Source organism: Amycolatopsis sp. NPDC104819 (genome assembly GCF_055583145.1).
This window is the reverse complement of the sequence record NZ_JBVJON010000010.1, coordinates 221699-247196: the sequence shown is the minus strand read 5'-3', so window position 1 is coordinate 247196 and position 25498 is coordinate 221699. Positions and strand designations below refer to the sequence as shown.

Annotated in this window: 26 protein-coding genes, 1 pseudogene and 1 riboswitch; of the genes and pseudogenes, 19 read left to right on the top strand and 8 right to left on the bottom strand. The window is 71.8% G+C overall.

Annotated elements, in window-relative coordinates:
* Window positions 1-66: 66 nt before the first annotated feature.
* From ACZ63E_RS31190 to cobA, 3 genes are read left to right on the top strand one after another with little or no spacing between them, the layout of a single operon-like run.
* Window positions 67-1119 carry an ATP-binding protein gene (locus tag ACZ63E_RS31190; protein ID WP_465339713.1) on the top strand — a complete coding sequence of 351 codons (1053 nt, stop codon included), beginning with the start codon at window positions 67-69 and terminating at the stop codon, window positions 1117-1119.
* The gene (locus tag ACZ63E_RS31185) at window positions 1116-2957 is read left to right on the top strand and encodes a vWA domain-containing protein (RefSeq protein WP_465339711.1); all 1842 of its coding nucleotides are present in this window, start codon (window positions 1116-1118) and stop codon (window positions 2955-2957) included. The genes ACZ63E_RS31190 and ACZ63E_RS31185 overlap by 4 nt, the downstream gene beginning before the upstream one ends.
* A 47-nt stretch (window positions 2958-3004) precedes the next feature.
* The gene (gene cobA, locus ACZ63E_RS31180) at window positions 3005-4237 is read left to right on the top strand and encodes a uroporphyrinogen-III C-methyltransferase (protein ID WP_465339710.1); all 1233 of its coding nucleotides are present in this window, start codon (window positions 3005-3007) and stop codon (window positions 4235-4237) included.
* A gap of 91 nt (window positions 4238-4328) precedes the next feature.
* Here cobA and ACZ63E_RS31175 read toward each other — a convergent pair whose 3' ends face one another.
* Window positions 4329-5207 (bottom strand): alpha/beta fold hydrolase, encoded by an 879-nt coding sequence (locus tag ACZ63E_RS31175; protein ID WP_465339709.1) that lies wholly within the window; start codon window positions 5205-5207, stop codon window positions 4329-4331.
* 136 nt (window positions 5208-5343) lie between these two features.
* On the opposite strand from ACZ63E_RS31175, the gene ACZ63E_RS31170 reads away from it, so the two are divergent.
* Window positions 5344-6186: a crotonase/enoyl-CoA hydratase family protein gene (locus tag ACZ63E_RS31170; protein WP_465339708.1), complete on the top strand. Its 843-nt coding sequence runs from the start codon at window positions 5344-5346 to the stop codon at window positions 6184-6186.
* Between the two features lie 12 nt (window positions 6187-6198).
* Window positions 6199-7902 carry an AMP-binding protein gene (locus ACZ63E_RS31165; protein WP_465339707.1) on the top strand — a complete coding sequence of 568 codons (1704 nt, stop codon included), beginning with the start codon at window positions 6199-6201 and terminating at the stop codon, window positions 7900-7902.
* Window positions 7903-7918: 16 nt separating this feature from the next.
* Here ACZ63E_RS31165 and ACZ63E_RS31160 read toward each other — a convergent pair whose 3' ends face one another.
* Window positions 7919-8314, bottom strand: a complete 396-nt coding sequence (locus ACZ63E_RS31160; RefSeq protein WP_465339831.1) for a RidA family protein — start codon at window positions 8312-8314, stop codon at window positions 7919-7921.
* Window positions 8315-8402: 88 nt separating this feature from the next.
* Here ACZ63E_RS31160 and ACZ63E_RS31155 point away from each other — a divergent pair.
* Window positions 8403-9375: pseudogene (locus tag ACZ63E_RS31155) on the top strand (helix-turn-helix transcriptional regulator).
* 56 nt (window positions 9376-9431) lie between these two features.
* Here ACZ63E_RS31155 and ACZ63E_RS31150 read toward each other — a convergent pair.
* Window positions 9432-9824, bottom strand: a complete 393-nt coding sequence (locus tag ACZ63E_RS31150; protein ID WP_465339706.1) for a hypothetical protein — start codon at window positions 9822-9824, stop codon at window positions 9432-9434.
* A gap of 31 nt (window positions 9825-9855) precedes the next feature.
* Entirely contained in the window at window positions 9856-10404 is a 549-nt protein-coding gene (locus ACZ63E_RS31145; RefSeq protein WP_465339705.1) for a hypothetical protein, read from the bottom strand.
* Window positions 10405-10684: 280 nt separating this feature from the next.
* Between ACZ63E_RS31145 and ACZ63E_RS31140 the strand changes: the two genes are divergently transcribed.
* The 8 genes from ACZ63E_RS31140 (at window position 10685) to trxA (ending at window position 14858) form a co-directional block, all read left to right on the top strand.
* Complete coding sequence (locus ACZ63E_RS31140; protein WP_465305288.1) at window positions 10685-10906, top strand: hypothetical protein; 222 nt, start codon at window positions 10685-10687, stop codon at window positions 10904-10906.
* Between the two features lie 21 nt (window positions 10907-10927).
* A complete protein-coding gene (locus ACZ63E_RS31135; RefSeq protein WP_465339704.1) occupies window positions 10928-11548 on the top strand; it encodes a CDP-alcohol phosphatidyltransferase family protein in 621 nt (206 codons plus the stop codon).
* A gap of 99 nt (window positions 11549-11647) precedes the next feature.
* Window positions 11648-12034, top strand: coding sequence for a glycine cleavage system protein GcvH (gcvH, locus tag ACZ63E_RS31130; protein ID WP_465305284.1), 387 nt, complete (start codon window positions 11648-11650; stop codon window positions 12032-12034).
* Between the two features lie 137 nt (window positions 12035-12171).
* Window positions 12172-12642, top strand: a complete 471-nt coding sequence (garA, locus tag ACZ63E_RS31125) for a glycogen accumulation regulator GarA (RefSeq protein WP_284750621.1) — start codon at window positions 12172-12174, stop codon at window positions 12640-12642.
* Window positions 12639-13385 carry a transcriptional regulator FtsR gene (ftsR, locus tag ACZ63E_RS31120; RefSeq protein WP_465305282.1) on the top strand — a complete coding sequence of 249 codons (747 nt, stop codon included), beginning with the start codon at window positions 12639-12641 and terminating at the stop codon, window positions 13383-13385. The genes garA and ftsR overlap by 4 nt, the downstream gene beginning before the upstream one ends.
* Window positions 13386-13600: 215 nt before the next feature.
* Window positions 13601-14074 carry a bifunctional nuclease family protein gene (locus tag ACZ63E_RS31115; protein WP_009078856.1) on the top strand — a complete coding sequence of 158 codons (474 nt, stop codon included), beginning with the start codon at window positions 13601-13603 and terminating at the stop codon, window positions 14072-14074.
* A gap of 41 nt (window positions 14075-14115) precedes the next feature.
* The gene (locus ACZ63E_RS31110; RefSeq protein WP_465305280.1) at window positions 14116-14511 is read left to right on the top strand and encodes a MerR family transcriptional regulator; all 396 of its coding nucleotides are present in this window, start codon (window positions 14116-14118) and stop codon (window positions 14509-14511) included.
* Between the two features lie 11 nt (window positions 14512-14522).
* Window positions 14523-14858 (top strand): thioredoxin, encoded by a 336-nt coding sequence (trxA, locus tag ACZ63E_RS31105; protein ID WP_465305278.1) that lies wholly within the window; start codon window positions 14523-14525, stop codon window positions 14856-14858.
* Here trxA and ACZ63E_RS31100 read toward each other — a convergent pair.
* Window positions 14839-15471: a TetR/AcrR family transcriptional regulator gene (locus tag ACZ63E_RS31100; RefSeq protein ID WP_465339703.1), complete on the bottom strand. Its 633-nt coding sequence runs from the start codon at window positions 15469-15471 to the stop codon at window positions 14839-14841. The genes trxA and ACZ63E_RS31100 overlap by 20 nt on opposite strands.
* A gap of 278 nt (window positions 15472-15749) precedes the next feature.
* Between ACZ63E_RS31100 and ACZ63E_RS31095 the strand changes: the two genes are divergently transcribed.
* Both ACZ63E_RS31095 and gcvP read left to right on the top strand, forming a co-directional pair.
* The gene (locus ACZ63E_RS31095) at window positions 15750-16328 is read left to right on the top strand and encodes a MerR family transcriptional regulator (protein WP_465305274.1); all 579 of its coding nucleotides are present in this window, start codon (window positions 15750-15752) and stop codon (window positions 16326-16328) included.
* Window positions 16329-16370: 42 nt separating this feature from the next.
* Window positions 16371-16469: riboswitch (glycine riboswitch) on the top strand.
* Window positions 16470-16790: 321 nt separating this feature from the next.
* Entirely contained in the window at window positions 16791-19670 is a 2880-nt protein-coding gene (gcvP, locus tag ACZ63E_RS31090) for an aminomethyl-transferring glycine dehydrogenase (protein ID WP_465339830.1), read from the top strand.
* A 50-nt stretch (window positions 19671-19720) separates the two neighbouring features.
* Here the strand turns inward: gcvP and ACZ63E_RS31085 are convergent, their stop codons facing one another.
* Complete coding sequence (locus tag ACZ63E_RS31085) at window positions 19721-20023, bottom strand: hypothetical protein (protein WP_465339702.1); 303 nt, start codon at window positions 20021-20023, stop codon at window positions 19721-19723.
* Window positions 20024-20252: 229 nt separating this feature from the next.
* A complete protein-coding gene (locus tag ACZ63E_RS31080; protein WP_465339701.1) occupies window positions 20253-20528 on the bottom strand; it encodes a hypothetical protein in 276 nt (91 codons plus the stop codon).
* A 92-nt stretch (window positions 20529-20620) separates the two neighbouring features.
* Between ACZ63E_RS31080 and ACZ63E_RS31075 the strand changes: the two genes are divergently transcribed.
* On the top strand, window positions 20621-21568 hold the full coding sequence (locus ACZ63E_RS31075; RefSeq protein ID WP_465339700.1) for an NAD-dependent epimerase/dehydratase family protein: 948 nt from the start codon (window positions 20621-20623) through the stop codon (window positions 21566-21568).
* Window positions 21565-23739: a glycosyltransferase gene (locus ACZ63E_RS31070; protein ID WP_465339699.1), complete on the top strand. Its 2175-nt coding sequence runs from the start codon at window positions 21565-21567 to the stop codon at window positions 23737-23739. The genes ACZ63E_RS31075 and ACZ63E_RS31070 overlap by 4 nt, the downstream gene beginning before the upstream one ends.
* Here the strand turns inward: ACZ63E_RS31070 and ACZ63E_RS31065 are convergent.
* Window positions 23669-24166: a GtrA family protein gene (locus tag ACZ63E_RS31065; RefSeq protein WP_465339698.1), complete on the bottom strand. Its 498-nt coding sequence runs from the start codon at window positions 24164-24166 to the stop codon at window positions 23669-23671. The two genes, ACZ63E_RS31070 and ACZ63E_RS31065, sit on opposite strands and share 71 nt — an antisense overlap.
* Before the next feature lie 138 nt (window positions 24167-24304).
* Here ACZ63E_RS31065 and ACZ63E_RS31060 point away from each other — a divergent pair, with 138 nt between their 5' ends.
* The gene (locus ACZ63E_RS31060; RefSeq protein ID WP_465339697.1) at window positions 24305-25459 is read left to right on the top strand and encodes an NAD-dependent epimerase/dehydratase family protein; all 1155 of its coding nucleotides are present in this window, start codon (window positions 24305-24307) and stop codon (window positions 25457-25459) included.
* Window positions 25460-25498: the final 39 nt, after the last annotated feature.

Here is a 25498-nt window from a genome sequence, read left to right as displayed (position 1 = left end):
GCGCGCGATCATGGGCGCACGAAAGGGGGCGTCGCACCGGGATGTCCTGACTCAGGAGGTCCACGCTTGCACGCCCAGCTCACGGTCACGCCCGCCCAGCTGCCCGACGTCCTGCTGAACACCGCCGTCGTCCGGCCAGTGTTCCTCTGGGGCGCGCCCGGCATCGGGAAGTCTTCCCTGGTAAGGGATTTCGCGGCGTCGCTCGGGCTCGAATGCGTCTCGCTGCTCGGCACGCAGCTCGCACCGGAGGACCTGATCGGCGTCCCCCAGATCGTCGACGGCCGCAGCCGGTTCTGCCCGCCCGAGCAGATCGCGCGCGACGAGCCGTACTGCCTGTTCCTCGACGAGCTGAACGCCGCCGCGCCCGACGTCCAGAAGGCGTTCTACTCGCTCATCCTCGACCGCCGCATCGGCTCGTACGAGCTGCCGGCCGGGTCGGTCGTGATCGGCGCCGGCAACCGCGCCACCGACCAGGCGCTGGCCCGCCCGATGGCGTCCGCGCTGGTGAACCGCCTGGTCCACGTCCACCTGCGGGCGGCGGCGGACGACTGGCTCGGGTGGGCCGCCGGCCACGGGATCCACCCGTGGGTGGTCGAGTACCTGACCCAGCGGCCGGACCACCTGTGGAGCCCGCCGCCGAAGACCGAAGAGCCGTTCTCGACGCCGCGGTCCTGGCACATGCTCTCGGACCTCCTGCACTCCTACGGCGACCCGGCCGGCGACGAGACGATCGCGCTGCTCGCGTACGCCACACTCACGCCGGCGCACGCGGGCGCGTTCCGCGCGTACCTCAAGGTGGCGCGGCACGCGTTCGGCCTGGAGGCGATCCTCAAGGGCGACGCCCGCTGGCCGACCGACCGCGACCTGCTCTACTTCCTCGCCGAGACGTTCCGCGCGCGGCTGGTCAAGGACCTGCCGGCGGACAAGCGGCACGCGTCGGCGGCCGTCCGCCAGTTCGCCTTCCGCGCGAAGAGCCTGCTCGTCGAGCTGGCCGAGCTCTCGCTGGAGATGGCGCAGCTGGTCATCGCCGACGACGAGGCGGGCAACGCGCGGCTGCCGTCGTGGTTCCTGGTCGAAGCCGCCCGTGACCTGCCGCGGCTGGTCGCGGCCCGCGCATGAGCACCGCTCGCGCCGAAGCGAAGCGCCGGGAACGCCGGACCAAGGCGATCGAGGACGGCTGGGCCGAGGCTCGCTCGCACACGGTCCTCGGGCACCTCGCCCGCGGCGCGAGCCTGAGCGCGGAGAGCGTCGGCGGCTGGGGCGTGGTCAACGACCGCGGTGTGCTCACGGTCAACCGGGCGCGCGACGCCGAACCCGCCGAGTGGGCGTGGGTGTTCGCGCACCTGCTGCTGCATCTGGGCCTCGGCCACCTCGACGACGAGCCGGTCATCGACGAGGCCTACGGCGCCGCGTGCTGCGTGGCCGTGCACCGGTTCGCCGAGGCCGTCCGGGTCGGCAGCCCGATCCTGGAGCCGCCGGACCTGCCCGGCACCGACGAAGAGGCGCTGACCAGGGCGTGGCGGGAGACGGGGGTGCCGGAGCGGTTCACCGGCCTGGGCGCCGGCCGGCCGTGCCTGGTGCTCGGTCCGCCGCTGTCGCGCTGGGAGCTGGCCTACCGCGGGAAGCCGGAACCGTGGACCGAGCGGTTCGCCCGCGGGCTGATCGCGTCGGCCACCGAAGCGATGGAACGCGCCGCCGACGCGCGCGGGCAGACGCGGCACCGCCGGGCCGTGGGGGAATGGGACCGCGCGCTGTCGTGGTTCGTCTCGTCGTTCCCGCTGCTCGGCGGGATGGCCGCCGGGTTCACCCTGGTCGCCGACGCCGAGGTCGTCCGCGCCTGGGACATCTCCCTGGCCGCGGTCGACGCCGGGCACGGCGAGATCTACGTCAACCCGGGCGCGGCGCTGACCGCCGAGGAGTGGCGGTTCGTGCTGGCGCACGAGATGCTGCATGCCGCGTTGCGGCACGACCGGCGGGCGCTCGGCCGCGACCCGTACCTGTGGAACGTCGCCTGCGACTACGTCATCAACGGCTGGCTGGTCGCGATGGGCGTCGGCGAGCTGCCCGACGGCAGCCTGCACGACCAGCAGCTCACCGGGATGTCCGCGGAGTCGGTGTACGACACGCTGACCACGGACATCCGCCGCGCCCGCAAGCTCCTCACCCTCGGCTCCCGGGACGCGGGTGACGTCCTCGGCGACTGGCTGTCCGAGCCCGACGCGGCCCAGCGCCGGTCGTCGCGTCGGGACGCGCGGCCGGTGCCGTGGCGCGAAGGTGACCGCGTCGGCGGGGTCGACCTCGACGAGTTCTACCGCCGGGCGCTCACCCAGGGCCTGGAGTACCACCACGCGCAGGGCCGTGGGCTGCTGCCGCTCGGGCTTGAGCAGGAGATCCGCGCGCTGGACCACCCGCCGCTGCCCTGGGACGCGCGGCTGGCGCGCTGGTTCGACGAGCACGTCCGGGTGGAGCTGCCGGTGCGCAGCTACGCGCGGGCATCACGCCGCCAGTCGGCGACGCCGGACATCCCGCGCCCGGGCCGAGTGCGCCCGGAGCGCCTCGACCGGCGCGCGACGTTCGGCGTCGTGCTCGACACGTCCGGCTCCATGAACGCCGAGCTGCTGGGCAAGGCGCTGGGCGCGATCGCGTCGTATGCGCTGGCCCGCGACGTCCCGGCGGCGCGGGTGGTGTTCTGCGACGCGGTCGCCTACGACGCCGGGTACCTGGCGGTGGAGGACATCGCGGGCCGCGTCAAGGTCCGCGGCCGGGGCGGCACGATCCTGCAGCCCGGCGTCGACCTGCTGCAGCGCGCCCCGGACTTCCCGGCCGACGGCCCGATCCTGATCATCACCGACGCGCAGTGCGACCACGTCCGGCCGCGTCGGGAACACGCGTACCTGGTGCCGCGGGGCGCGCGGCTGCCGTTCGTGGCGCGCGGGCCGGTCTTCCGCGTGGCGTGACCCACGCTGGGCTGGCGCGCGGGTGAACCGTCAATAAACTCCCGGCCATGGACGACCCGCACTACCTCTCCGGCCTCCAGCTGTCCGGCCGCCGTGTCGTGATGTTCGGCGGCGGCTCGGTCGCCCAGCGACGGCTGCCCCGGCTGATCAGCGCCGGCGCCCGCGTCGAACTGGTGTCGCCGCACACGACGCCGTCGGTGCAGGGGATGGTGGACGCGGGGGAGCTGGTCTGGCACGAGCGTCGCTACACCGCCGGTGACCTTCGCGCCGCTTGGTACGCGCTGGCCTGCACGAACGATCCCGCGGTGAACGCGGAAATCTGCGCCGAGGCCGAGCGCGAGCGGGTGTTCTGCGTCCGCGCCGACGAGGGCGAGTCGGGGTCCGCGGTGACCCCGGCGTCCGGCCGCCACGGCGGCCTGCTGTTCGGCGTCCTGTCCGGCGGCGAGCCGCTGCGCTCGGCGGCGGTGCGTGACTCGATGCTCGACGGCCTGCACAACGGCACGATCGAGGACGGCCGCCGGCCGCACCCCGAGGGCAGCCTGCCCGGCGTCGCGCTGGTCGGCGGCGGCCCCGGCGACCCGGAGCTGATCACGGTCCGCGGCCGCCGCCTGCTCTCGCGCGCGGACGTCGTGGTCGTCGACCGGTTGGCGCCCCGCGAGCTGCTGGACGAGCTCGCGCCGGAGGTCGAGGTCGTCGACGCGGCCAAGATCCCGTACGGCCGCGCGGCCAGCCAGGACGTCATCAACCAGACGCTGATCGAGCGCGCCAAGGAGGGCAAGTTCGTCGTCCGCCTCAAGGGCGGCGACCCGTACCTGTTCGGCCGCGGCTTCGAAGAGGTGCTCGCCTGCGCCGAGGCGGGGGTCCCGGTGACGATGGTCCCGGGCATCACGAGCGCGTTCGCGGTCCCGGCGGTGGCGGACGTCCCGGTGACCCACCGCGGCGTCGCGCACGAGGTGGTGGTGGTTTCGGGTCACGTGGCGCCCGGCGACGACCGCTCACTGGTCGACTGGGAGCTCCTGGCACGCCTGCGCGGCACGATCGTGCTGATGATGGGGGTGGAGCGGCTCCCGCAGTTCGCGAAGGCCCTCCTGGACGGCGGCCGCCCGTCCGACACCCCGGTCGCGATCGTCGAGGACGGCACGATGCGCACCCAGCGGGTCCTCCGGTCCACTTTGGACACGGTGGTCACCGACGCGGCGGCTTCCGGCGTCCGCCCCCCGGCGATCATCGTGATCGGCCCGGTGGCCGGTCTGGCCCCCGTTCAGGGGAATCACGCGTGATCCGGCGGGCATCACGCGTGATCAGCGGGGCATCACACCCGATGCCCCGCCAGTCACGCGTGATGCCCCTTCAATCACGCGTGATGCCCGTTCAGTCTTCGTAGCAGCTCGCGGCGAAGTCCCGGATCGCGTCGGACAGCCGGGTCGGGTCCAGCCTGAGCTCCACCGGGCTGCGGGCTTGGACGAACTCCGCCGCCGGCATGTCCACCGCCAGGGTGTCCGCGTCGCCGAACGGGTGGATCGGGTCACCCTGGTGGCCGATCACCAGTGCGCGCGTCGAGATCTTGCGGCGCACCGACTTCGGCGGCGCGATGCGGCCGAACAGCACCCCGTGCAGCAACGCCGCCATCGGGGCCGGGCGCTGGGAGAGCGTGTCCGTGACGACGTCGACCCACTGGTTCCCGTGCGGCACCAGGGAAGCCGCCAGCGCCACCGCCTGCACCGTCACCGGCAGGAAGCGGGCCGCCATCAGCAGCGGGGCGAACGTGAACAGACCCGCGACGATCGCGTTGTCCAGCACCGGCATCTCGACGATCAGGCCGCGAGCGCGCGACGGCGCCGACACAGCGACTTCCAGCGAGACGTTCGCCCCGAGGGACGTCCCGCCGATCACCGCCGACTCCACCTCGAGGTGGTCCAGCAACGCCAGGGTCTGCTCGGCGAAGGACGGCATCGAGTACAGCCACGACTCGGTCGGGCGGTCCGAGTCGCCGTGGCCGAGCAGGTCGAGCGTAACCACCCGGAACCCCGCGCGGGCCAGCCGGCGCGCGAGCGGCGCGTGCATCCGGCGGGTCAGCATGATGCCGTGGGTGAGCACGACGACCTTCTCGCCGCTGCCGAACTCGGTGTACCAGAGCCGGTGGCCGTCGTGGTCGAACGACCCGGTCAGCTCGATCGGGCGGGACTCGCGCCGGGCGGCCGGGGCCGGGGGCTCCGGTTCGATCAGGGTCGCGCTGCTGGCCGGGCTCATGTCCCACCGTCCTCCCCGCGTCGTGGTCACCTTACGTCCAGGAAAACATCCCGTGACCACGTTGGCACAGTGACTCGCGCGTCAGTTGACAACGTGCCAATGGCGGCTCGCCGCGGGCATGGGTCAAGATGACCCCATGACCGCTACTGCTGACAGTCTGCCCGACCTCGTCTCCCTGAAGGTCGACGTCGACGGCCACGTGGCCGAAGTGACCCTGCTCGGCCCGTCCAAGGGCAACGCGATGGGCCCGGACTTCTGGCGCGAGCTGCCGCTGGTGTTCCGCGCGCTCGACGCCGACCCGCAGGTCAGGGCCGTCGTGCTGACCGGCAGCGGGTCGCACTTCTCCTACGGCCTCGACCTGCCGGCGATGATGGGCGACTGGGCCCCGATGCTCGGCGGTGACAGCCTCGCCGGGCCGCGCACGGCCTTCCTCGACCAGGTCAAGACGCTGCAGGCGGCCGTCAGCTCGATCGCGGAATGCCGCAAACCGGTCGTCGCGGCCGTTTCCGGCTGGTGCATCGGCGGCGGGGTCGACGTGGTCGCCGCCGCGGACATCCGCCTGGCCAGCGCCGACGCCAAGTTCAGCGTCCGCGAGGTGCGCGTCGCCATTGTGGCCGACCTGGGTAGCCTCCAGCGGCTCGCGAGCATCGTCGGCGAAGGGCACCTGCGCGAGCTCGCGCTGACCGGCAAGGACATCACCGCGGCCCGCGCGGAGAAGATCGGGCTCGTCAACGACGTCTACGCCGACCAGGACGCGCTGCTGGCCGCCGCGCGGGAACTCGCCGGCGAGATCGCTGCGAACCCGCCGCTCGTGGTGCAGGGTACGAAGCAGGTACTGGCGACGAACACCGAGCGCCAGGTCGCCGACGGCCTCCGGTACGTCGCGGCGTGGAACTCGGCGTTCCTGCCCAGCAAGGACCTCGGCGAGGCGGTCCAGGCTTTCATGGAGCGGCGCGCGCCGGAGTTCACGGGCGAATAGCAAGGAGGCAGCGTGACCGCTTCGGAAGTCCACCACGCGTTCCGCGTCGCGCGGGACTACCTGCAGACCCACCGCGAGGACTACGACACGGCGTACCGGGACTTCGCCTGGCCGGAGTTCGACGAGTTCAACTGGGCGATCGACTGGTTCGACGTCGTCGCGCACGACCCGGACAACGCCGAGCGGTACGCGCTGTGGATCGTCGAGGAGGACGGCGCCGAGAACCGCTGGACCTACCCGGAGATGTCCGGCCGGTCCAACCAGGTGGCGAACTGGCTGCGCGGCCTCGGTGTCCGCCGCGGCGACCGGCTGATCCTCATGCTGGGCAACCAGGGTGAGCTGTGGGAGACGATCCTCGCCGCGATCAAGCTCGGCGCCGTGATCATCCCGGCGTCCACCCTGCTCGGCCCGGCCGACCTCACCGACCGCGTCGAGCGCGGCGCGGCGAAGCACGTCGTCGTCCGGTCGGTCGACGCGCCGAAGTTCGACGGCGTCGAGGGTGACTACACGCGGATCGCGGTCGGGGAGCCGGTCGAGGGCTGGCAGCAGTACTCGGCCGCGTTCGCGCAGTCGCCGGAGTTCGCCCCGGACGGCCCGACCCGGGCGGCCGACCCGATGCTGCTGTACTTCACCTCGGGCACGACGGCGAAGCCGAAACTGGTGCAGCACACGCAGGTCTCCTACCCGGTGGGCCATCTGTCCACGATGTACTGGATCGGGCTGGAACCGGGTGACGTCCACCTGAACATCTCCTCGCCCGGCTGGGCGAAACACGCGTGGAGCAACGTCTTCGCGCCGTGGAACGCCGAGGCGACGGTGTTCCTCTTCAACTACAACCGCTTCGACGCGAACGCGCTGATGGCCCAGATGGACCGGTGCGGGATCACCAGCTTCTGCGCGCCGCCGACGGTGTGGCGGATGCTGATCCAGGCCGACCTGACGGCGTTGAAGACCCCGCCGAAGAAGGTCGTCGGCGCGGGGGAGCCGCTCAACCCCGAGGTGATCGAGCAGGTCCGGCAGTCGTGGGGCGTCACCATCCGCGACGGCTTCGGCCAGACCGAAAGCAGCGTCCAGATCGCCAACACACCCGGCCAGGACGTCCTGCCCGGCTCGATGGGCCGGCCGCTGCCCGGGTTCGTCGTGGCGCTGGTCGACCCGGTCAGCGGCGAGCGGGCGGCGGAGGGCGAGATCTGCCTCGACCTCGACCACCGCCCGGTCGGCCTGATGACCGGCTACGCGGACGACGACGAGCGCACTTCGGCGGCGTTCGCCAACGGCTTCTACCACACCGGGGACGTCGGTTCGATCGACGAACGCGGCTACATCACCTACGTCGGGCGCACGGACGACGTCTTCAAGGCGTCGGACTACCGGATCTCGCCGTTCGAGCTGGAGAGCGTGCTGATCGAGCACGAGGCGGTCGCGGAGGCGGCGGTCGTCCCGGCGCCGGACCCGATCCGGCTCGCGGTGCCCAAGGCGTACGTCGTGCTGGCGGCCGGCCACGAGCCGACACCCGAGACGGCGAAGGCGATCCTCGCGTACTGCCGCGAGCACCTGGCGCCGTACAAGCGGATCCGGCGGCTGGAGTTCGCGGAGCTGCCGAAGACGATCTCGGGCAAGATCCGCCGCGTCGAGCTGCGCGGCCGTGAGAACGACCCGGCGCGCGGGGAGGGCACGGAGTTCCGCGAGGAGGACTTCCCGGACCTGAAGTCCTGACCTCGCGGCGCTCCGCTCAGGCGACGGCGGTCCCCTCCAGCTCGACGAGCCGGCCGGGGATCGCCAGCCGCGTCACGCCGAGCATGGTGGTCGGCGGGGCGACCCCGGCGGCGCCCAGGCGCGCCGCCAGCACTCCGTAGTGCGGGAACAGCAGGTCGACGTCGGTGGTGTAGACGGTCAGCCGCACGAGGTTCGCCAGCGCCATCCCCGCCTCGGCGAGGACGGCCTCCAGGTTGTCCAGGCTCAGTGCCAGCTGCCCGGCGATGTCACCGTCGTGCTCCGGCTTCCCGTCGGCGTTCATCGCCGTCTGCCCGGAGCAGTACAGCGTCCGGGTGTGCCCGGAGACGACCTCGCCCTGGTTGAACCCCAGCTCCACCGACCACGGCCACGGGTTGACCGCCGTTCGTTCCACTGCCACTTCGGCTCCTTCTTGTTGTCGAGAGCCCGAGCTTCGCGGTGAATCACGACATCCTCTGTCGTGTATTCGCTAAGGTTCCGGCATGCGCGCCGACCGGCTGGTCTCGCTGGTGCTGCTGCTGCGGCAGCGCGGCCGGCTGAGCGCGGAGACGCTCGCCCGCGAGCTGGAGGTGTCCACCCGGACCGTGCTCCGCGACATCGAAGCGCTGTCCGCGGCGGGTGTCCCGGTCTACGCCGAGCGCGGGCGGCACGGCGGGTTCGCGCTGCTGCCCGGGTTCCGGACCGAGCTCACCGGGCTCAACCACGAGGAGGCCCTGGCGCTGCTGACCGCCGGATCGGGGCGCGGCGAGCAGGTGTTCGGCCTCGGCTCGGCGCTCGCGTCGGCGATGCGCAAGGTGGTCGACGCGCTCCCGGACGGCCACCGCGCGACGGCGAGCGACGCGGCCCGGCGCATCCTCGTCGAGCCGGAGACCGACCTGCTCTCCCGCCGCCCGGCCGCCGAGGAACTGCCCGGCGGGGTGGTCGCCGAGATCCGGCGCGCGGTGTTCGCCGGGCACAAGCTGCGCATCCGGTACGCGGCGGCGAACCAGGAGCCGCAGTGGCGCACGGTGGACCCGATCGGCCTGGTCACGGTCCGCGACCGCGGGTACCTGCTCGCCACGAGATCGGGGTGCCGACCGCACTTACCGGCTCTCTCGTGTGTCGGCGGCGTCGGAGCTGTCGGAGCCCGCCGAGCGCGCGGACCGGGTCGATCTGGACCGGATTTGGCGTGATCGGTGCGCACGGTTCCTGTCCACCGACCATCTCCCGGTGCTCGTGCGGGTGCGGCCGGGGCGTCGGGAGGAGCTGCTGGGTATGGCGGTGGCTGTCCGCGCGGCGGAACCGGACGCGGAGGGGTGGGTGCGGCTCGAGGCGACGTTTCAGGACCTGCGGCACGCCGAGTGGGCGCTGTGGCAGCTCGGCGCGGACGCGGAAGCTCTGACTCCAGCCTCGCTACGCGCGGCTCTGCGCGACCGCGCGGCCGCGATCGCGGCGCGTTATGAAGACTCGCGCTGAGCGCCCCAAGGCGGCCTTGGGTGCGCTCAACGCACCGAAGGCCGCCTTGGGTGCGGTCAGGCGCGAGTTCCCTCGACCTGACGGCCGTCCTCGGTCGAGCACGCCGTCACCGGGTCGTTCGCGCCACTCCCGCACGTCCACTCGTCCAGGACCACCGGCCCCGGCCCGTCCGGTGAGCTCGCCTCCGCCGGAGTCAACTTCGCGAAGTAGTCCTTCAGCAGCTTCGTCGCCGCGGCGCAGTCGACCTGGCCGTGAGCGGTCACCGCCGTCTTCGCGCCGCCCGCGCCCGGGACGTCGCCGCACGGGACGCCCGGGGCCGTGGACCCCGCCGCCGCGGCTGCGGCGGGTACGGCGGACTGGGGCGCCGTGGGCGCCGGGTCCGCGCCGGCGCAAGCGGCCAGTGCGGCGGACGCGGCGACGAGCAGCAAGGGGTACGCGAGAGTCTTCATGGGCCCTTCAGGAACTAAAACGGGACGGGGTTCACTCGGACGGCACGACGGCGGCGAACACCGTCTGCTCGCCCTTGGTGCAGGTGGTGCCGCCCTGTGCGGCGGGCGGCCCGGAGGTGCACAGCCAGCCGTCGACGGTCTCGTTCACCGCGTCGTTCGAACCGGCGCCCTGGCGCCCGGCGATCTTGCGGTGGAAGTCGCCGACCAGCTTCGTCGCCGCGACGCAGCTGACGCCGGCGGAGCCGCTGTCGAACACGTAGAGCGTCAACCCGCTGGCCGCGGTCACGGTGCCGCACGACCCGGGCACCGACGGCGGCGCGCCGGACGGCTTCGACACCGGCGCGGGCGCGGACGAGCTGCCCTCGGCGGGCGGCGGGGGAGGCGTGCCGGTGGACGTCGGCGCGGAAGCCGAGGTCACCGGAGGCGTGGACGACGCCGGCGCCTGGGCGGCCTGCTCGGCCGAACACGCCGCGAGGGCCGGGACGGCGAGGCACGCCGCGAGCAACGGCCGCCACGTCCTCGTGGTGGTCGGGTGGGGCACCGCGATCGTTCCTCCCCGCGCCTGTGCTGGTCCGGACATTCTGGCCCCTCCGGGTTCCAGCGCCGTGGACCGACTCGCCCACGGGTGTGCCGGAGATTACTCCAGCCGGGTGGCGGCCCGGTCCGGTGGCCGTCGAATCGATGTCCACAATGGACAGTTAACATTCCGTTCACGCTCCGAAACCTCACACTGCCATCCGGAATCGATCGGTGTAATTCCGGCCGTTCCCGTTAACGATCCGGCCTCGCGTGCCGAAGGTCTTGGTGGAGGCCGAAGAGCTTCCCCGTCCCCGACCTTCCGTCCCGAGCCCGTGAGAGCGATGAACGCCGACGCTGTGACCAGCCCCGAAACCAGCACCGACGACCCCGCCAACCCGCCGACCGTCCCCAGCACCGTCGTCTGGTGCTGCGGCCGCCCGTACGTCCTCGAGGCGCGCCCCGGCCGCGCCCGCTGGATGGGCACCGACTACCGCGGCCGCCCCGAGGCGCTGAGCAGCGCCGAACTGCGCCGGCGCGGCTGGAGCCACCGCCGCGCGTGCTGAAGCAAGCTCTAGGCTGACCAGGTGAGCACAGCCGCCCCCGAACCAGCCGCTCCGGCGGACGTCCCCGAGCCGTCCCTGCTGAGGCAGGCGTTCAACGTCCCCAACATGCTGTCGCTCCTGCGGCTGGCCGGCGTGCCGGTGTTCCTCTGGCTGCTGCTCGGCCCGGAGGAGGACGGCTGGGCGCTGGCGCTGCTGGTGTTCAGCGCCCTCACCGACTGGCTCGACGGCAAGCTGGCCCGCTGGCTCAACCAGATGTCGCGGCTGGGCCAGCTGCTCGACCCGGCGGCCGACCGGCTCTACATCCTCGCGACGCTCATCGCGTTCCTGGTCCGCGACATCATCCCCTGGTGGGTCGTGGTCCCGCTGGTGGTCCGCGAAGCCGTGCTCGGCCTCTGCGTCCTGACGCTGCGCCGCCGCGGCTTCGCCCCGCCGGAGGTCACCTACATCGGCAAGGGCGCGACCTTCGTGCTGATGTACGCCTTCCCGTTCCTGCTGCTCGCGCAGGGTGGCTCGGACGTCGCCGCGATCGCCCGGCCGATCGGCTACGCCTTCACCATCTGGGGCGGCGTCCTCTACGTCTGGTCCGGCGTGCTCTACGTCGTGCAGGTGCGCAACGCGCTGCGCGGCGCGCGCGAAGACTGAGCGCGCCGCTTTCCCGGGTCGTGCCCGGCGGCTGGGCCGTGTGGGTGTAAGACTTCGCCCAGCACGTTTCGCCAGTGAGGGCATGAAAGGGGACCGGCGGTGTCCGCTCCTGAAGAGCTTCGTTACACCGAGGAACACGAGTGGGTCGCCACCCGCGGCGAGGACACCCTCGTCAGGATCGGCATCACCGAGTACGCGCAGGACCAGCTCGGCGACGTCGTCTTCGTCGACCTGCCCGAGGTCGGGCGTCAGGTGAGCGCCGGGGACGTCTTCGGCGAGGTCGAGTCGACCAAGAGCGTTTCCGAGCTGTTCGCGCCGGTCGACGGCGAAGTCGTCGCGGTCAACGACGGTGTCGCCGACTCGCCCGAGCTGATCAACAGCGACCCCTACGGCGAGGGCTGGCTGATCGAGATCCGGCTCGACGACCCGGCGGGGCTCGAAGCCCTGCTCGAAGCCGAGGCGTACGACGCCCTGACCAAGGGCTGAACGCCGTCGACGAGCCGCCGGACCGGCACTGCGCCGGTTCGGGGAGCCGGGGCTCGGAGAATCGATCAGGCACGGTACGTTGGCAGCTACACGTTCTTGAGTACTAGGCAACACAGCATGTGTGGAGGAGAGCTCAGGTGAGCACGAACGACGGGCCCGGCGGCGTTCCCCCGGAGCAGTCTCCGGAGCGGACCTCTGTCTTCCGGGCCGACTTCCTGGCCGAAGCCGAAGGCCACGAGTCCGCCCCCGCCGCGGAGGCGCCGGTCCAGGGGGTCGACGCCCTGCCGGCGGGTTCGGCGCTGCTGGTCGTGAAGCGCGGGCCCAACGCGGGTTCGCGGTTCCTGCTCGACCGCGACACCACCAGCGCCGGACGGCACCCGGACAGCGACATCTTCCTGGACGACGTCACGGTCTCCCGCCGGCACGCCGAGTTCCGGCGTGAGGGCGGCGAGTTCGTCGTCATCGACGTCGGCAGCCTCAACGGCACCTACGTCAACCGGGAGCCGGTCGACCAGGCCGTCCTCGCGGGCGGCGACGAGGTCCAGATCGGGAAGTTCCGCCTGGTCTTCCTGACCGGCCCGGGGCACGGGGGCCAGGGGGCACAGTGACGGCGGCCGGGCGGCCACAGAGCTCCGGGCTGAGCATCGGGGCCGTACTGGCGCAGCTGCGCGGTGACTTCCCCGATGTCACCATCTCCAAGATCCGGTTCCTCGAAGCGGAAGGCCTGGTCCAGCCGGGCCGGACGCCTTCGGGGTACCGGCAGTTCGCCGCGGCGGACGTGGAGCGCCTCCGGTTCGTCCTGGCCGCCCAGCGGGACCACTACCTCCCGTTGAAGGTCATCAAGGAGCAGCTGGACGCGGCGGACTCGGGAGCCGGGCCCGTCGCGGCCCTGCCCCGCCCGCCGCGCCGGCTGGTCCCGATCGACGCGCCGGCGGAGAACGTCGGCCTGCCCGAGGCGGCCGACTTCGCCGCGGGCCGGGAGCTCCGCCTCACCGAGGAGGACCTCCTGGAGCAGGCCGGCATCGACGCGGCCGCGCTGGCGGAGCTGCGGCAGTACGGCCTGGTCCGGCCAGGTCCCGCGGGGTTCTTCGACCCCGACGCGGTCCTGGTCGCGCGGACGGTGAAGGCGATGACCGAATTCGGTATCGAGCCGAGACACCTGCGTGCCTTCCGCGCCGCGGCCGACCGCGAGGTCGGGTTGCTGGAGCAGATCGTGACACCGGTGTATCGGCACCGTGACCCGGAGGCCAAACAACGGGCCGACGAAGTCGTCCGGGAGCTCGCGGCACTGTCCGTGACCCTGCACACGCTCCTCGTCAAGGCCGGAATCCGTGGCGTCTCCGGGTGTTGATCCGTAACGGGGCGGTGAGATCCTCTTTGCGGTCCCATGTCAATGACTGAATGTTCGGACCTTCATGCCGTACCGTGAGACCCAGGGTTTGCGGCAGGCGAACCGAGAGAGTCCGGACAGCGAGCACAGCGCACGGATGACGGGTAGCGTCGGCAGTGGCGGCGCAAGCCGTTCCCACGCTGAAGCCCGTGTGCACGAGAGGGAGGCGAAGCCCGATGAGCGAAATGCGCGTCGTCGGTGTGCGGGTCGAGCTGCCCGCGAATCAGCCGATCTTGTTGCTGCGGGAGACCGAGGGCGAACGGTACCTGCCGATCTGGATCGGCTCGGTCGAAGCCACCGCCATCGCCTTGGAGCAGCAGGGCGTCCGCCCCGCCCGCCCGCTCACGCATGACCTGTTGAAAGAGGTCATCGGAGCGCTCGGCCGGGAGCTGGAGCAGGTCGTCATCACCGACCTCAAGGAAGGCACGTTCTTCGCCGAGCTCGTCTTCGACGGTGACATCCGGGTGTCGGCCCGGCCGAGCGACTCGGTCGCGCTGGCCCTGCGGATCGGCGTCCCCATCCACGCCGTGGACGCGGTGCTGGAGGAGGCCGGCCTGATCATCCCGGACGAGCAGGAGGACGAGGTCGAGAAGTTCCGCGAGTTCCTCGACTCCGTGTCCCCTGAGGACTTCCGGGGTGCGGACACCTGAACCTTGCCTTGACGCGGACGTCAACGTTTAGCGTCAGGGGCATGCGGATCGGAGAGCTTGCGCAGCGCACGGGTGTCACCACCCGTGCGCTGCGCTTTTACGAGGACCAGGGCCTCATCGCGGCCCGCCGCTCGGCGAACGGCTATCGCGAGTACACCGAGGACGACCTGCAGCTGGTCCGGGAGATCCAGACCCTGCAGACGGTCGGCCTGACCCTCGACGAGACCCGCCCGTTCGTCGACTGCCTGCGCAGCGGCCACGAGACCGGCGACGCCTGCGCGAGCTCGATCGAGGTCTACCGCCGCAAGCTCGAAGAAGCCGACGCCCTGCTGGCCCGGCTCGGCGGGATCCGCGCCGAACTGGCCACCAAGCTCGCCGGCGCCTTGGCCCGCCAAGCGCCCGATCCGTGCGTCGTGCCCGAATCCCCGCGCCCGTGAAGGAGCCTGTCATGTCCGAAGTCGCCGAAGTCACCGACACCACGTTCCCCGAGGTCCTCGGCAGCGACGTCCCCGTGCTGGTCGAGTTCTGGGCCACCTGGTGCGGCCCGTGCCGGATGGTCGGCCCGGTGCTGGCGCAGCTGGCCACTGAGCGGGCCGGGGAGCTCGCCGTCCGCAAGATCAACGCCGACGAGAACCCGGAAACGACCCGGTCCTACCAGGTCATGTCCCTGCCGACGATGATCCTGTTCTCGGGCGGCGAGCCGGTCGAGACGATCGTCGGCGCGTTCCCGAAGGCCCGCATCGAAGAGCGGCTCGACCGGGCGCTCAAGGCGCCGTCGCTTTGACGAAGGTGTCCGCCACCTCGCGGCCGTACTGCTCCAGGTCCAGCGACGGGTCCGCCGCGTAGGCCGCGGCGACCCCGTCGACGGCCTGCGCGACCGACATCGCCATCACCTCGGGCGTGAAGACGCCGAAAGCGCCTTCCGCCTGGCCCTGCTTGAGCTGGCGGGCCAGGCCGTGCACCCGCATGTCGTCGACCAGGACCTTCGTCATCACCCAGCCTTCGGCGTCGTCGGCGTTGGCGGACATCTCCGCCAGCACCCGGACGCACTCCGGGTACGCGCGCAGGAACGCGATCGACGTCTCGATGTGCGCCCGCAGGTAGCCGGGCCGGTCGGCCGGGTCGACCCCGCCGCCGGTGCGCTCCTCGAGGAACTCGTTCTTCGTCTCGACGACGGTGCTCAGCACGGCCTGCATCAGGCCGGCCTTGTTCGTGAAGTGGTAGGAGATCATCCGGGTGCTGCTGAGCCCGGCGCGCTCCTTGATCTTGGCGAACGTCGCCTTCCGGTACCCGAGGTCGGCGATGACGCCGATGGTCGCGCCGATGATCTGCGCGCGGCGCGCCGCCTCCGTGACGCTGAGGCCCATTTCGGCCATGAGGTCGGTGTTTACTTGCATGAGTAAAAATGTACTTGGCTGAGTAAATCGGCGCAAGAGGTTTGAACCACCGCGCCGGGGGTACGGCGAACGGCTCAAAGGCTCATCCGGTCGTTGAGGCTTGCCGCGCGTCGCGTTGACCGGTGTTCTCCTGGCGCTTACCGTCGGAGGAGGTAAATCGCCACGGTGTGATTCACGGTCTGGGGCCGGACCGTGGCGGTTGATCTCCGGTGGGTCCCGCTCCTGGGACTCCCCGGCTGTCATTCGCCGGCCGTCCGGTCGGGCGAGGGGAGGCTTGCGTGGTCGAGGCTGGTTCCGAGAAGCAGCCTGTCGAGGTCGCGACTGGTGAGCAGGGTGAGCTGTTCCCCGACGACTCGCTGCCCGACGAGCTGGTGGGCTACCGGGGTCCGGCGGCGTGCCAGATCGCCGGCATCACCTACCGCCAGCTGGACTACTGGGCGCGCACGAAGCTGGTGGCGCCGAGCATCCGCACGGCGCACGGCTCCGGCTCGCAGCGGCTGTACTCGTTCAAGGACATCCTGGTGCTCAAGGTCGTCAAGCGGCTGCTGGACACCGGGGTCTCCCTGCAGAACATCCGGGTGGCGGTCGACCACCTGCGGGTCCGCGGGGTCCGCGACCTCGCCAAGGTGACGCTGTTCTCCGACGGCACCACGGTCTACGAGTGCACCTCGCCGGAGGAGATCGTCGATCTGCTCCAGGGCGGCCAGGGTGTGTTCGGCATCGCGGTCAGCGGGGCGATGCAGGAGATCAGCGGCACGATCCACGAGTTCCCGGCCGAGCGCGCCGACGGCGGTGTGGTCGAGACGCACGAACCGGACGAGCTCACCCAGCGCCGCAACGCACGCAAGACCGGGTGATCATCGCCGCGGGGAGGCGAGTAAGGTTCCCCCTGCGGTCGACGAATCCGCGCGGGAGAGTCCGAGCCACACCTTGAGCTCGGCGCCGAAGGAGCAAGTCCTCCCCGGAACCTCTCAGGCACCCTGGACCGCGCGGACGAGACGCCTCTGGAAAGCGGGTCGTCAGGACACAGCCTGATGGCCCCGCCGACGGTGCAAGCCCGGCTCAACCTGCGGGCGAAACTCTCAGGCGCCCGACACGGGTACGGACAGAGTGGGGAGGGTTTCCTCGGGGTTCGGATGAGCCGTGCTGCGGGTTTGGGTGAACCGTGCTCGCGGAGGGCGCTCGCCTCAACCCTCCGCGGTGTCTTGTGGGGGTGCAACCCCCACACCCCGCCCGGCGGGCTCCGCCCCCGGACCCCCGCCGTGGTCACCTTCGCGTTTAGAGTCGGGTTGGGTGGACGCTGCCGTTCGGAGGAGGCCATCGTGGACTTGTCGCTCGCCTCCCTCGAACAAGGGGTTCCCTTCGCCGACCGGCACATCGGGCCCGGGCCGGACGAGCTGCGCCACATCCTCGACGTCATCGGCGTCGCCTCGCTGGACGAGCTCGCCGAGCGGGCCGTGCCGTCGTCGCTGCGGGAGTCCGCCGAGCCGCTCGTCCTTCCGCCGGCGGCCACCGAAGCCCAGGCGCTTGCCGAGCTCCGGGAGCTGGCCTCCCGGAACCGGCCGATGGCCCAGATGATCGGCCTCGGTTACCACGACACCGTCACCCCGCCCGTCATCCGGCGGAACGTGCTCGAGAACCCCGCCTGGTACACCGCCTACACGCCTTACCAGCCGGAAATCTCGCAGGGACGGCTCGAAGCACTGCTCAACTTCCAGACCATGGTCGCCGACCTGACCGGGCTGCCGGTCGCGAACGCGTCCCTGCTCGACGAAGCCACCGCGGCCGCCGAGGCGATGACGCTCGTGCGCCGGGCGGGCAAGTCCGCGTCGAACCGCTTCGTCGTCGACGAGGACACCCTGCCGCAGACGCTCGCCGTGCTCCGGACCCGCGCGGAGCCGCTGGGCATCGAGCTGGTCGTCGAAGATCTCTCGCGGGGGCTCACCGGCTTGGGGCTCGGCGGTGACTTCTTCGGGGTGCTGCTGTCCTACCCCGGGGCGTCCGGCGCGGTGCGCGAGCTCGACCTGACGATCGCCGACGCGAAGAAGCACGGCGCCGCGGTGGTCGTCGCCGCGGATCCGCTCGCGCTGACCCTGCTGCGTCCGCCGGGTGAGCTCGGCGCCGACGTCGCGGTCGGCTCGACGCAACGCTTCGGCGTCCCGATGGGCTTCGGCGGCCCGCACGCCGCGTACCTGGCGGTGCGCCAGGGCCTCGAGCGACAGCTGCCCGGCCGGCTGGTCGGCGTCTCGAAGGACGCGGACGGCGCACCCGCGTACCGGCTCGCCCTCCAGACGCGCGAGCAGCACATCCGCCGGGAGAAGGCGACGTCGAACATCTGCACCGCGCAGGTCCTGCTCGCGGTCATGGCGTCGATGTACGCGGTGCACCACGGACCCGACGGGCTGCGCGGGATCGCGCTGCGGGCGCACCGGATGGCGACCGTGCTCGCGGCCGGGCTGTGCGAGGGCGGCGTCGAGGTGGTGCACGGCGAGTTCTTCGACACGGTCCTCGCGGCGGTGCCCGGCCGGGCGGACGCGGTGGTCGCGGCGGCCCGCGACCTCGGGGTGAACCTGCGGCGGGCCGACGACGACCACGTCGGCGTCGCCTGCGACGAGACCACGACACGTGAGCGGCTTTCCTGCGTGTGGAAGGTGTTCGGCGTCTCGGTGTCCGATGTGGACGGCCTCGACGCGGACACCGCGGACGCGCTCCCGGCGCCGCTGCGGCGCACCAGCGCGTTCCTGACCCACCCGGTGTTCCACGCGCACCGCTCGGAAACCGCGCTGCTGCGCTACCTGCGGGAGCTGTCCGACAAGGACATCGCGCTCGACCGGAGCATGATCCCGCTCGGCTCGTGCACGATGAAGCTCAACGCCACCGCGGAGATGGAGCCGGTCACCTGGCCCGAGTTCGCCGGGCTGCACCCGTTCGCGCCGGCCGAGGACGCGGCCGGGCTGCTGACCGTCGTCGCCGACCTCGGCGCCTGGCTGGCGCGGATCACCGGCTACGACACGGTTTCCCTGCAGCCCAACGCCGGCAGCCAGGGCGAGTTCGCGGGCCTGCTGGCGATCCGGGCGTACCACCGCTCCCGCGGTGAGCGCACCCGCGACGTCTGCCTGATCCCGGCCAGCGCGCACGGCACGAACGCGGCGAGCGCCGTGATGGCGGGCATGCGGGTGGTCGTCGTCCGCTGCGACGACGAGGGCAACATCGACCTCGCGCACCTGAAGTCCACTGTGGACGCCCACCGCGGCGACCTGGCCGCGATCATGCTCACCTACCCGTCGACGCACGGGGTCTACGAGGACACCGTCGGCGAGGTCTGCGCGGCGGTGCACGACGCGGGCGGGCAGGTGTACGTCGACGGCGCCAACCTCAACGCCCTGATCGGCGTCGCCCAGTACGGCCGGTTCGGCGCCGACGTCTCGCACCTCAACCTGCACAAGACTTTCTGCGTTCCGCACGGCGGTGGCGGCCCCGGGGTCGGCCCGATCGGGGTCCGCGCGCACCTGGCGCCGTTCCTGCCGAACCACCCGCTGCAGCCGGCCGCCGGCCCGGCGACCGGGGTCGGCCCGGTCAGCGCGGCGCCCTGGGGCAGCGCGTCGATCCTGCCGATCTCGTGGGCCTACGTCCGGATGATGGGCGCGGAAGGCCTGCGCCGGGCGACGCTGGTCGCGGTGGCGAACGCCAACTACGTCGCGAAGCGCCTCGGTGAGCACTACCCGGTCCTGTACGCGGGCCACTCGGGCCTGGTCGCGCACGAATGCATCCTCGACCTGCGGCCGCTGACGAAGGCCACCGGCGTGACGGTGGACGACGTCGCGAAGCGCCTGGCGGACTACGGGCTGCACGCGCCGACGATGTCGTTCCCGGTCGCCGGCACGCTGATGGTGGAGCCGACGGAGAGCGAGGACCTCGCCGAGCTGGACCGGTTCTGCGCGGCGATGATCGCCATCCGCGGCGAGATCGACCGCGTCGCCTCGGGGGAGTGGCCGCTGGCCTGCTCGCCGCTGCGGCACGCGCCGCACACCGCGCGCTGCGTGGCGGGCGAGTGGGAACGGCCGTACAGCCGGGAGACGGCGGTGTTCCCGGCGGGCGCCGCGGCGGCCAAGATCTGGCCGCCGGTCCGCCGCATCGACGGCGCGGCGGGGGACCGGAACCTGGTCTGCTCCTGTCCGCCCCCGGAAGCCTTCGCCTGAGCGCGGTCACGCCGGAGCCGCCAGGCGTACCATCAGCTCCGTCCGGCTGGTCAACCCCAGGCCCGGTCCCGCGCCGAGAACCCCGGCCGGGAACGGCTCAAGGTCAGGATGCGGCCGTGCCGGTCGTCGACCTGGACGATGCGCAGCAGCTGGTCGACCGTGCCCCGCGGGCGGGAGTAGTCGGTGTACAGCGGCAACGCGCGCAGCGTCCGCAGGTCCGCCAGGTCGCTCAACGCCGCTGACGTCCCCAGCGGCAGCCGCCCGTCGCGGTGGGCCGCGAACGCCGGGTGCTGGTGCACCTGGGCCCGGAACCCGGCGTGGCGCAGCAGGTTGTGCTCCGGCCGGTCGGTCACGGCGCCGGTCAGCCGCCGGGTCGTGTGCTCCGCGCTGGTGCACGACGCGAAGTCGCAGCCGACGAGCCGGGCGAGCCCGGTCAGCCCGGCCGCCGGCCCTGAACTCCCGTGCCACCTCGAGGGCGCGGTGCAGGTGCCGCGCCGTCAGTTCACTGCTCACTCCCGATCCCCCTCGGCTCGCCCGGTGGAGAAAGACCCGGGCGGGCCGAGGGAGATACGAACTCCGACGTTACCGGGCGATCCGGACGTTCAGTGTGGTGTTCGCGCCGGCGCTCACCATCGACTGCGCGATGCTGCTGATCCCGGCCGGTGCGCTGGAGAAGTTCGTGCTGCCGTCGTCTTCGTTGTCGAACCGGCGCGAGAACTCCTGGGAGCCGTTCGGGCAGTTCGCGCCCAGCTTGAGCACCGTGTAGGGCCGGAACGAGCCGGACTGCGTGACCCCGCGGAACGCGGTGCCGTTGACTCGGCAGAAGAACATCTCCCCTTGGACGGTCTGACCGCTCACGGACACCAACCCGGCGGGGCCGCCGGCCATACGCACTTCTGCGTACGCGGGCCCACGGCGTCCGCACAGGGACGGCGGGTAGGTTGACGCCCATGGCGAGTGCGCACGGTCCTGATCGGACGTCCGTGGTCGTGACCGGCGGCAGCGGCTTCATCGGCCGGGCCGTCGTGCGCGCCCTTCGCGACCGGAGCGTCCCGGTCACCGTCGTCGACCGGGTCCCGTTCCCCGAGGACCTCGACGGCGTCCGCGTCGTGACCGGCGACCTGCGCGACGCGGCCGTCCGCGAGGAAGCCGTGACGCGGGAGACCGCCGGCATCGTGCACCTCGCCGCGCTGACGTCGGTGCTGAAGTCGGTCGAGCTGCCCGAAGACACCTTCGCGGACAACGTCCTGGTCACCCAGGAGCTGCTGGAGCTCGCCCGGCGCCGGGAGGTGCCGAAGTTCCTGCTCGCCTCGACCAACGCCGTGATCGGGAACGTCGGCACCGCGACCATCACGCCGGACCTGCCGCTGTGGCCGCTGACGCCCTACGGCGCGACCAAGGCGGCGTGCGAGATGCTGCTCTCGGGCTACGCCGGCGCGTACGGGATGACCACGTGTGCGTTGCGGTTCACCAACGTCTACGGCCCGGGAATGTCCCACAAGGACAGTTTCGTGCCGCGGATGATGCGGGCCGCGCTGACCGGCGCCGGGGTCAAGATCTACGGTGACGGCCGCCAGCGCCGCGACCTCGTGCACGTCGACGACGTCGTCCGCGCGATCCTGCTGGCCCTCGACAGCGGCCACTCGGGCCGCGCGATCGTCGGCGCCGGGCGGTCGGTGTCGGTGCTGGAGATGGTCGAGGCCGTGCGCGAGGTGACCGGCGCCGAGCTGCCGGTCGAGCACGTCGAGGCCCCGGCGGGGGAGATGCCCGCCGTGGTCGTGGACGTCTCGGCCAGCGCGGAGACGATCGGCTACGAGCCGTCGGTCTCGCTCGTCGACGGGTTGGCCACGGCGTGGAAGTACTTCTCGAACCTCGACCGTCCAAACGCGACCCCGTGAGAGCGTTCCTCCGGCGGCACTGGCTGCTGCTCCTGTTCCTCGTCCCGGCGATCGCGCTCCGGGTGCTGACCTGGCTCGCCTACCGGCCCGCGCTGCTGTTCATCGACTCGTTCCGCTACATCGACAACCTGCACGCGCTGCGCGCCGACCAGCTCGACCCGATCGGCTACGACCTCGTGCTGCGTCCGCTGCTGGCGGTGGGCGGACTCGCCTGGGTCGCGGCGGTGCAGCACGTCGGAGGTGTGCTGATCGCGATCGGCGTCTACGCGCTGGTGCTGCGCCTCGGCGGCCGCCCCTGGGTCGGCGCGCTCGCCGCGGCGCCGGTGCTGCTGGACGCCTACCAGCTGCAGATCGAGCAGAACATCATGTCCGAGGTCGTCTTCGAGGCGGTCCTGCTCGGGCTGCTGTGGCTGCTGCTCGGCAAGGGCGCCCCGGGCTGGAAGCGGGCCGGGCTGGCGGGCCTGCTCGTCGGGTTCGCCGTGCTGACACGGCTGATCGGCATCTCGCTGGCCCTGCCGCTGCTGGTCTACCTGGTCGTCGCCGGGGGAGCGTGGCGGCACTGGGCGGGCTGGCGCCGGGCCGGCGTGGGTGTGTTCGGGCTCTTGGTCGTGCTGGCGCCCTACGCGGCGCGCGTGCACTCGGAGACCGGCAAGTGGGGCTTGACCGGGCCGTCGGGGAACATGCTCTACGGCCGCACCGCCGCCGTCGCCGACTGCGCGAACCTCCACCTCGACCCGACGCTGCGGGTGTTCTGCCCGGCCGAACCGCGCGAGACGAGGCTGGTGGACAACTACACCCACGCCGACCTCGACCCCAACTGGCCGGGCCCGCTGCCGCCCGGCGCGGACAAGGCCGCGCTGGCGCACGAGTTCGCGATCGACGTGCTCAAGGAACAGCCCGGCGACGTCGCCGCGGCGATCTTGAACGACTTCTCCAAGAGCTTCGCTTGGACGCGTGAGCAGGACCCGACCGACGTCCCGCTCGACCGGTGGCAGTTCCAGCTGAGCTACCCGCAGTGGGCCGACCAGTCGCTGATCGACCTCGTCACGCAGCAGAACGACGGGGTCACGGCGAGCGTCGACCAGCCGCTGGCCAAGGTCCTTCGCGACTACCAGCTCGGCGGCGGGTACGTCCCGGGCGCGGTGCTCGGCATCGGCGCGCTGCTGGGGCTGCTGACGGTGTTCCGCCGCAAGAAGCCCCTGGACAAGGCGCGGGCGGGCGCGCTGCTCGCGGCGTCGAGCGGGCTGGTCCTGCTCTTCGCCTCGGCGGTCTTCCAGTTCTCCTGGCGCTACCAGATCCCCGCGCTGGTCCTGCTCCCGCTGGCCGGCGCGCTCGGCTTCACCACGCTGACCTCGGCCAGCCGGAAACGCCTCGCCGCGTTCCCCGACGACGTCGACACCGGCGCGCTCGACGACTTCCGCGGCCGGCACCCGGACCTGAAGGCGGCCCCGCTGACCGTCGTCATCGCGGCCTACAACGAGGCCGGCGGGATCGGCGAGGTCCTGGAGAAGATGCCGGACCAGTGTCTCGGCATGCGTGTGGACGTCCTCGTGGTGGTCGACGGCGGCACCGACAACACCGCCGAGATCGCCGAGGAACACGGCGCGTACGTCTGCGTCGCGCCCCGCAACCGCGGCCAGGGCGCGGCACTGCGGCTCGGTTACCACCTCGCGGCCGAGGCCGGCGCCGAGTACGTCGTGACGACCGACGCCGACGGCCAGTACGACAACAGCGAGCTCGAAGCCCTGGTCAGCCCGGTCGTCGACGGCACCGCGGACTTCGTCACCGGGTCGCGGAGGCTCGGGCACGAAGAGGCCGACAGCCGCGTCCGGTGGCTCGGCGTGCGCGTGTTCGCGGTCCTGGCGTCGGTGCTGACGGCGCGGCGGATCACCGACACGTCGTTCGGTTTCCGCGCGATGCGGGCCGAGCTGGCCTGCGCGGTGCCGCTCAACGAGCCGCAGTACCAGTCGTCGGAGCTGATGCTCGGGGTGACCGCGCGCGGCTCCCGCGTCGTCGAGCTGCCGATGAGCATGCGCCTGCGCAAGGCGGGCAAGAGCAAGAAGGGCGGCAGCCTCGTCTACGGCGCGAACTACGCCCGGGTCATGACGGGGACGTGGTGGCGGGGGTACGTGCTGCGCCGCGGCCGAACACGAGCCGGTCGAGCAGGGTGAACTTGACGACGAACACCAGCGCGTAGCTCGCCACGTACGCGCCGTCGACGAGCACGACCCACCAGAAGTGCGGCAGGTCCAGCGGCGTCAGCAGCGAGCCCGCCAGCGTCGTCAGGCCGATGGACGCCAGCCCGCCGAGGCCGATCACGACCAGGTAGGGCAGCAGTTCGCGGCGGACGCGCGGGCGTCCGGTGCGGCCCCACACCCAGCGGCGGGTGACCACGAAGTTCAGCACCGCGCCGGCCGCCCAGGCCAGCGTGCTCGCCAGGGCCGCCGCGCCGCCGGTGGCGAGGACCGCGAGCAGCACGACCTGGCTGAGGACCGTCGCTGCGACCGACGTCGCCGCGGCGCGCGCCAGCCGGGCCCAGCCACGGCGGCGGGTCTTCTCCGTTGTGCGAGGCCGCACGCCGTTGGTTACGGTCGTCATGCCCCCATCCTCCCCGCGGGCTCGGCGTGCCGCCGTCCGGGTCCCCTACGCATAGGAGATTCACAGCCTATTGCCAGGTCTTCATCAGCAGGTGATCGATAGCGTCGGGGGGCGTAAACGAGCAGGAAAGGCGGCACAATGCGTGTGCTGGTTCTCGGCGGTGACGGATATCTGGGCTGGCCGACCGCGCTGCACTTATCGGACAAAGGCCACGAGGTAGCCGTTCTCGACAATTTCGCCCGCCGTGGGTACGACGTCGAGCTGGGCGTCGAAAGCCTCGTCCCGATCGAGTCCCTGGCCGACCGGATCGCGGCCTGGCAAGAGGTTTCCGGCCGGGAGATCACCAGCTACGAGGGCGACCTGCTGGACGCGGAGTTCCTGTTCGGCGCGGTGCGCGACTTCGCGCCCGACACCGTCGTCCACTACGCGGAGCAGCGGTCGGCGCCGTACTCCATGATCGACCGCGAGCACGCGGTGTACACCCAGCACAACAACGTGATCGGGAACCTGAACCTGCTGTACGCGATCGCGGAGATCAACCCGGCGATCCACCTGGTCAAGCTGGGCACGATGGGCGAATACGGCACGCCGAACGTCGACATCGAAGAAGGCTGGCTGGACCTCGAGCACAACGGGCGCGCGGACCGGGTGCTGTTCCCGAAGCGGCCCGGGTCGTTCTACCACCTGACCAAGGTCCACGATTCGCACAACATCGAATTCACCTGCCGCGCCTGGGGGCTGCGGGCGACGGACCTCAACCAGGGTGTCGTGTACGGCCAGCAGACCCCGCAGACGGCGCTCGACCCGCGCCTGGCGACCCGCTTCGACTACGACGCGGTGTTCGGCACGGTGCTGAACCGGTTCGTCATCCAGGCGGTGCTGGGCCAGCCGCTGACCGTGTACGGCAAGGGCGCCCAGACCCGCGGCCTGATCGACATCCGCGACACCGTGGAGTGCATCCGGCTCGCCGTGGAGAACCCGGCCGAGGCGGGGGAGTTCCGCGTCTTCAACCAGATGACCGAGAGCATGTCGGTGGCCGCGATCGCGGACCTCGTCGCCGAACGGTTCCCCGGCCCGGTGCAGATCGAGCAGCTGGAGAACCCGCGCACCGAGGCGCCGGAGCACTACTACAACGTGAAGCACACCGGGCTGGTCGGGCTGGGGCTGGAGCCGCACCTGCTGTCGGACACGCTGATCGAGTCGATGTTCGACATCGTGGGCGCCAACAAGCACCGGGTGAACCCGGACAAGCTGCGCCCGACCGTGCGCTGGCGGGGCGCGCTCAAGAGCTGACACCGCGGGGAGGCGTGCGGGTTCCCCTGCCCGGGAGCC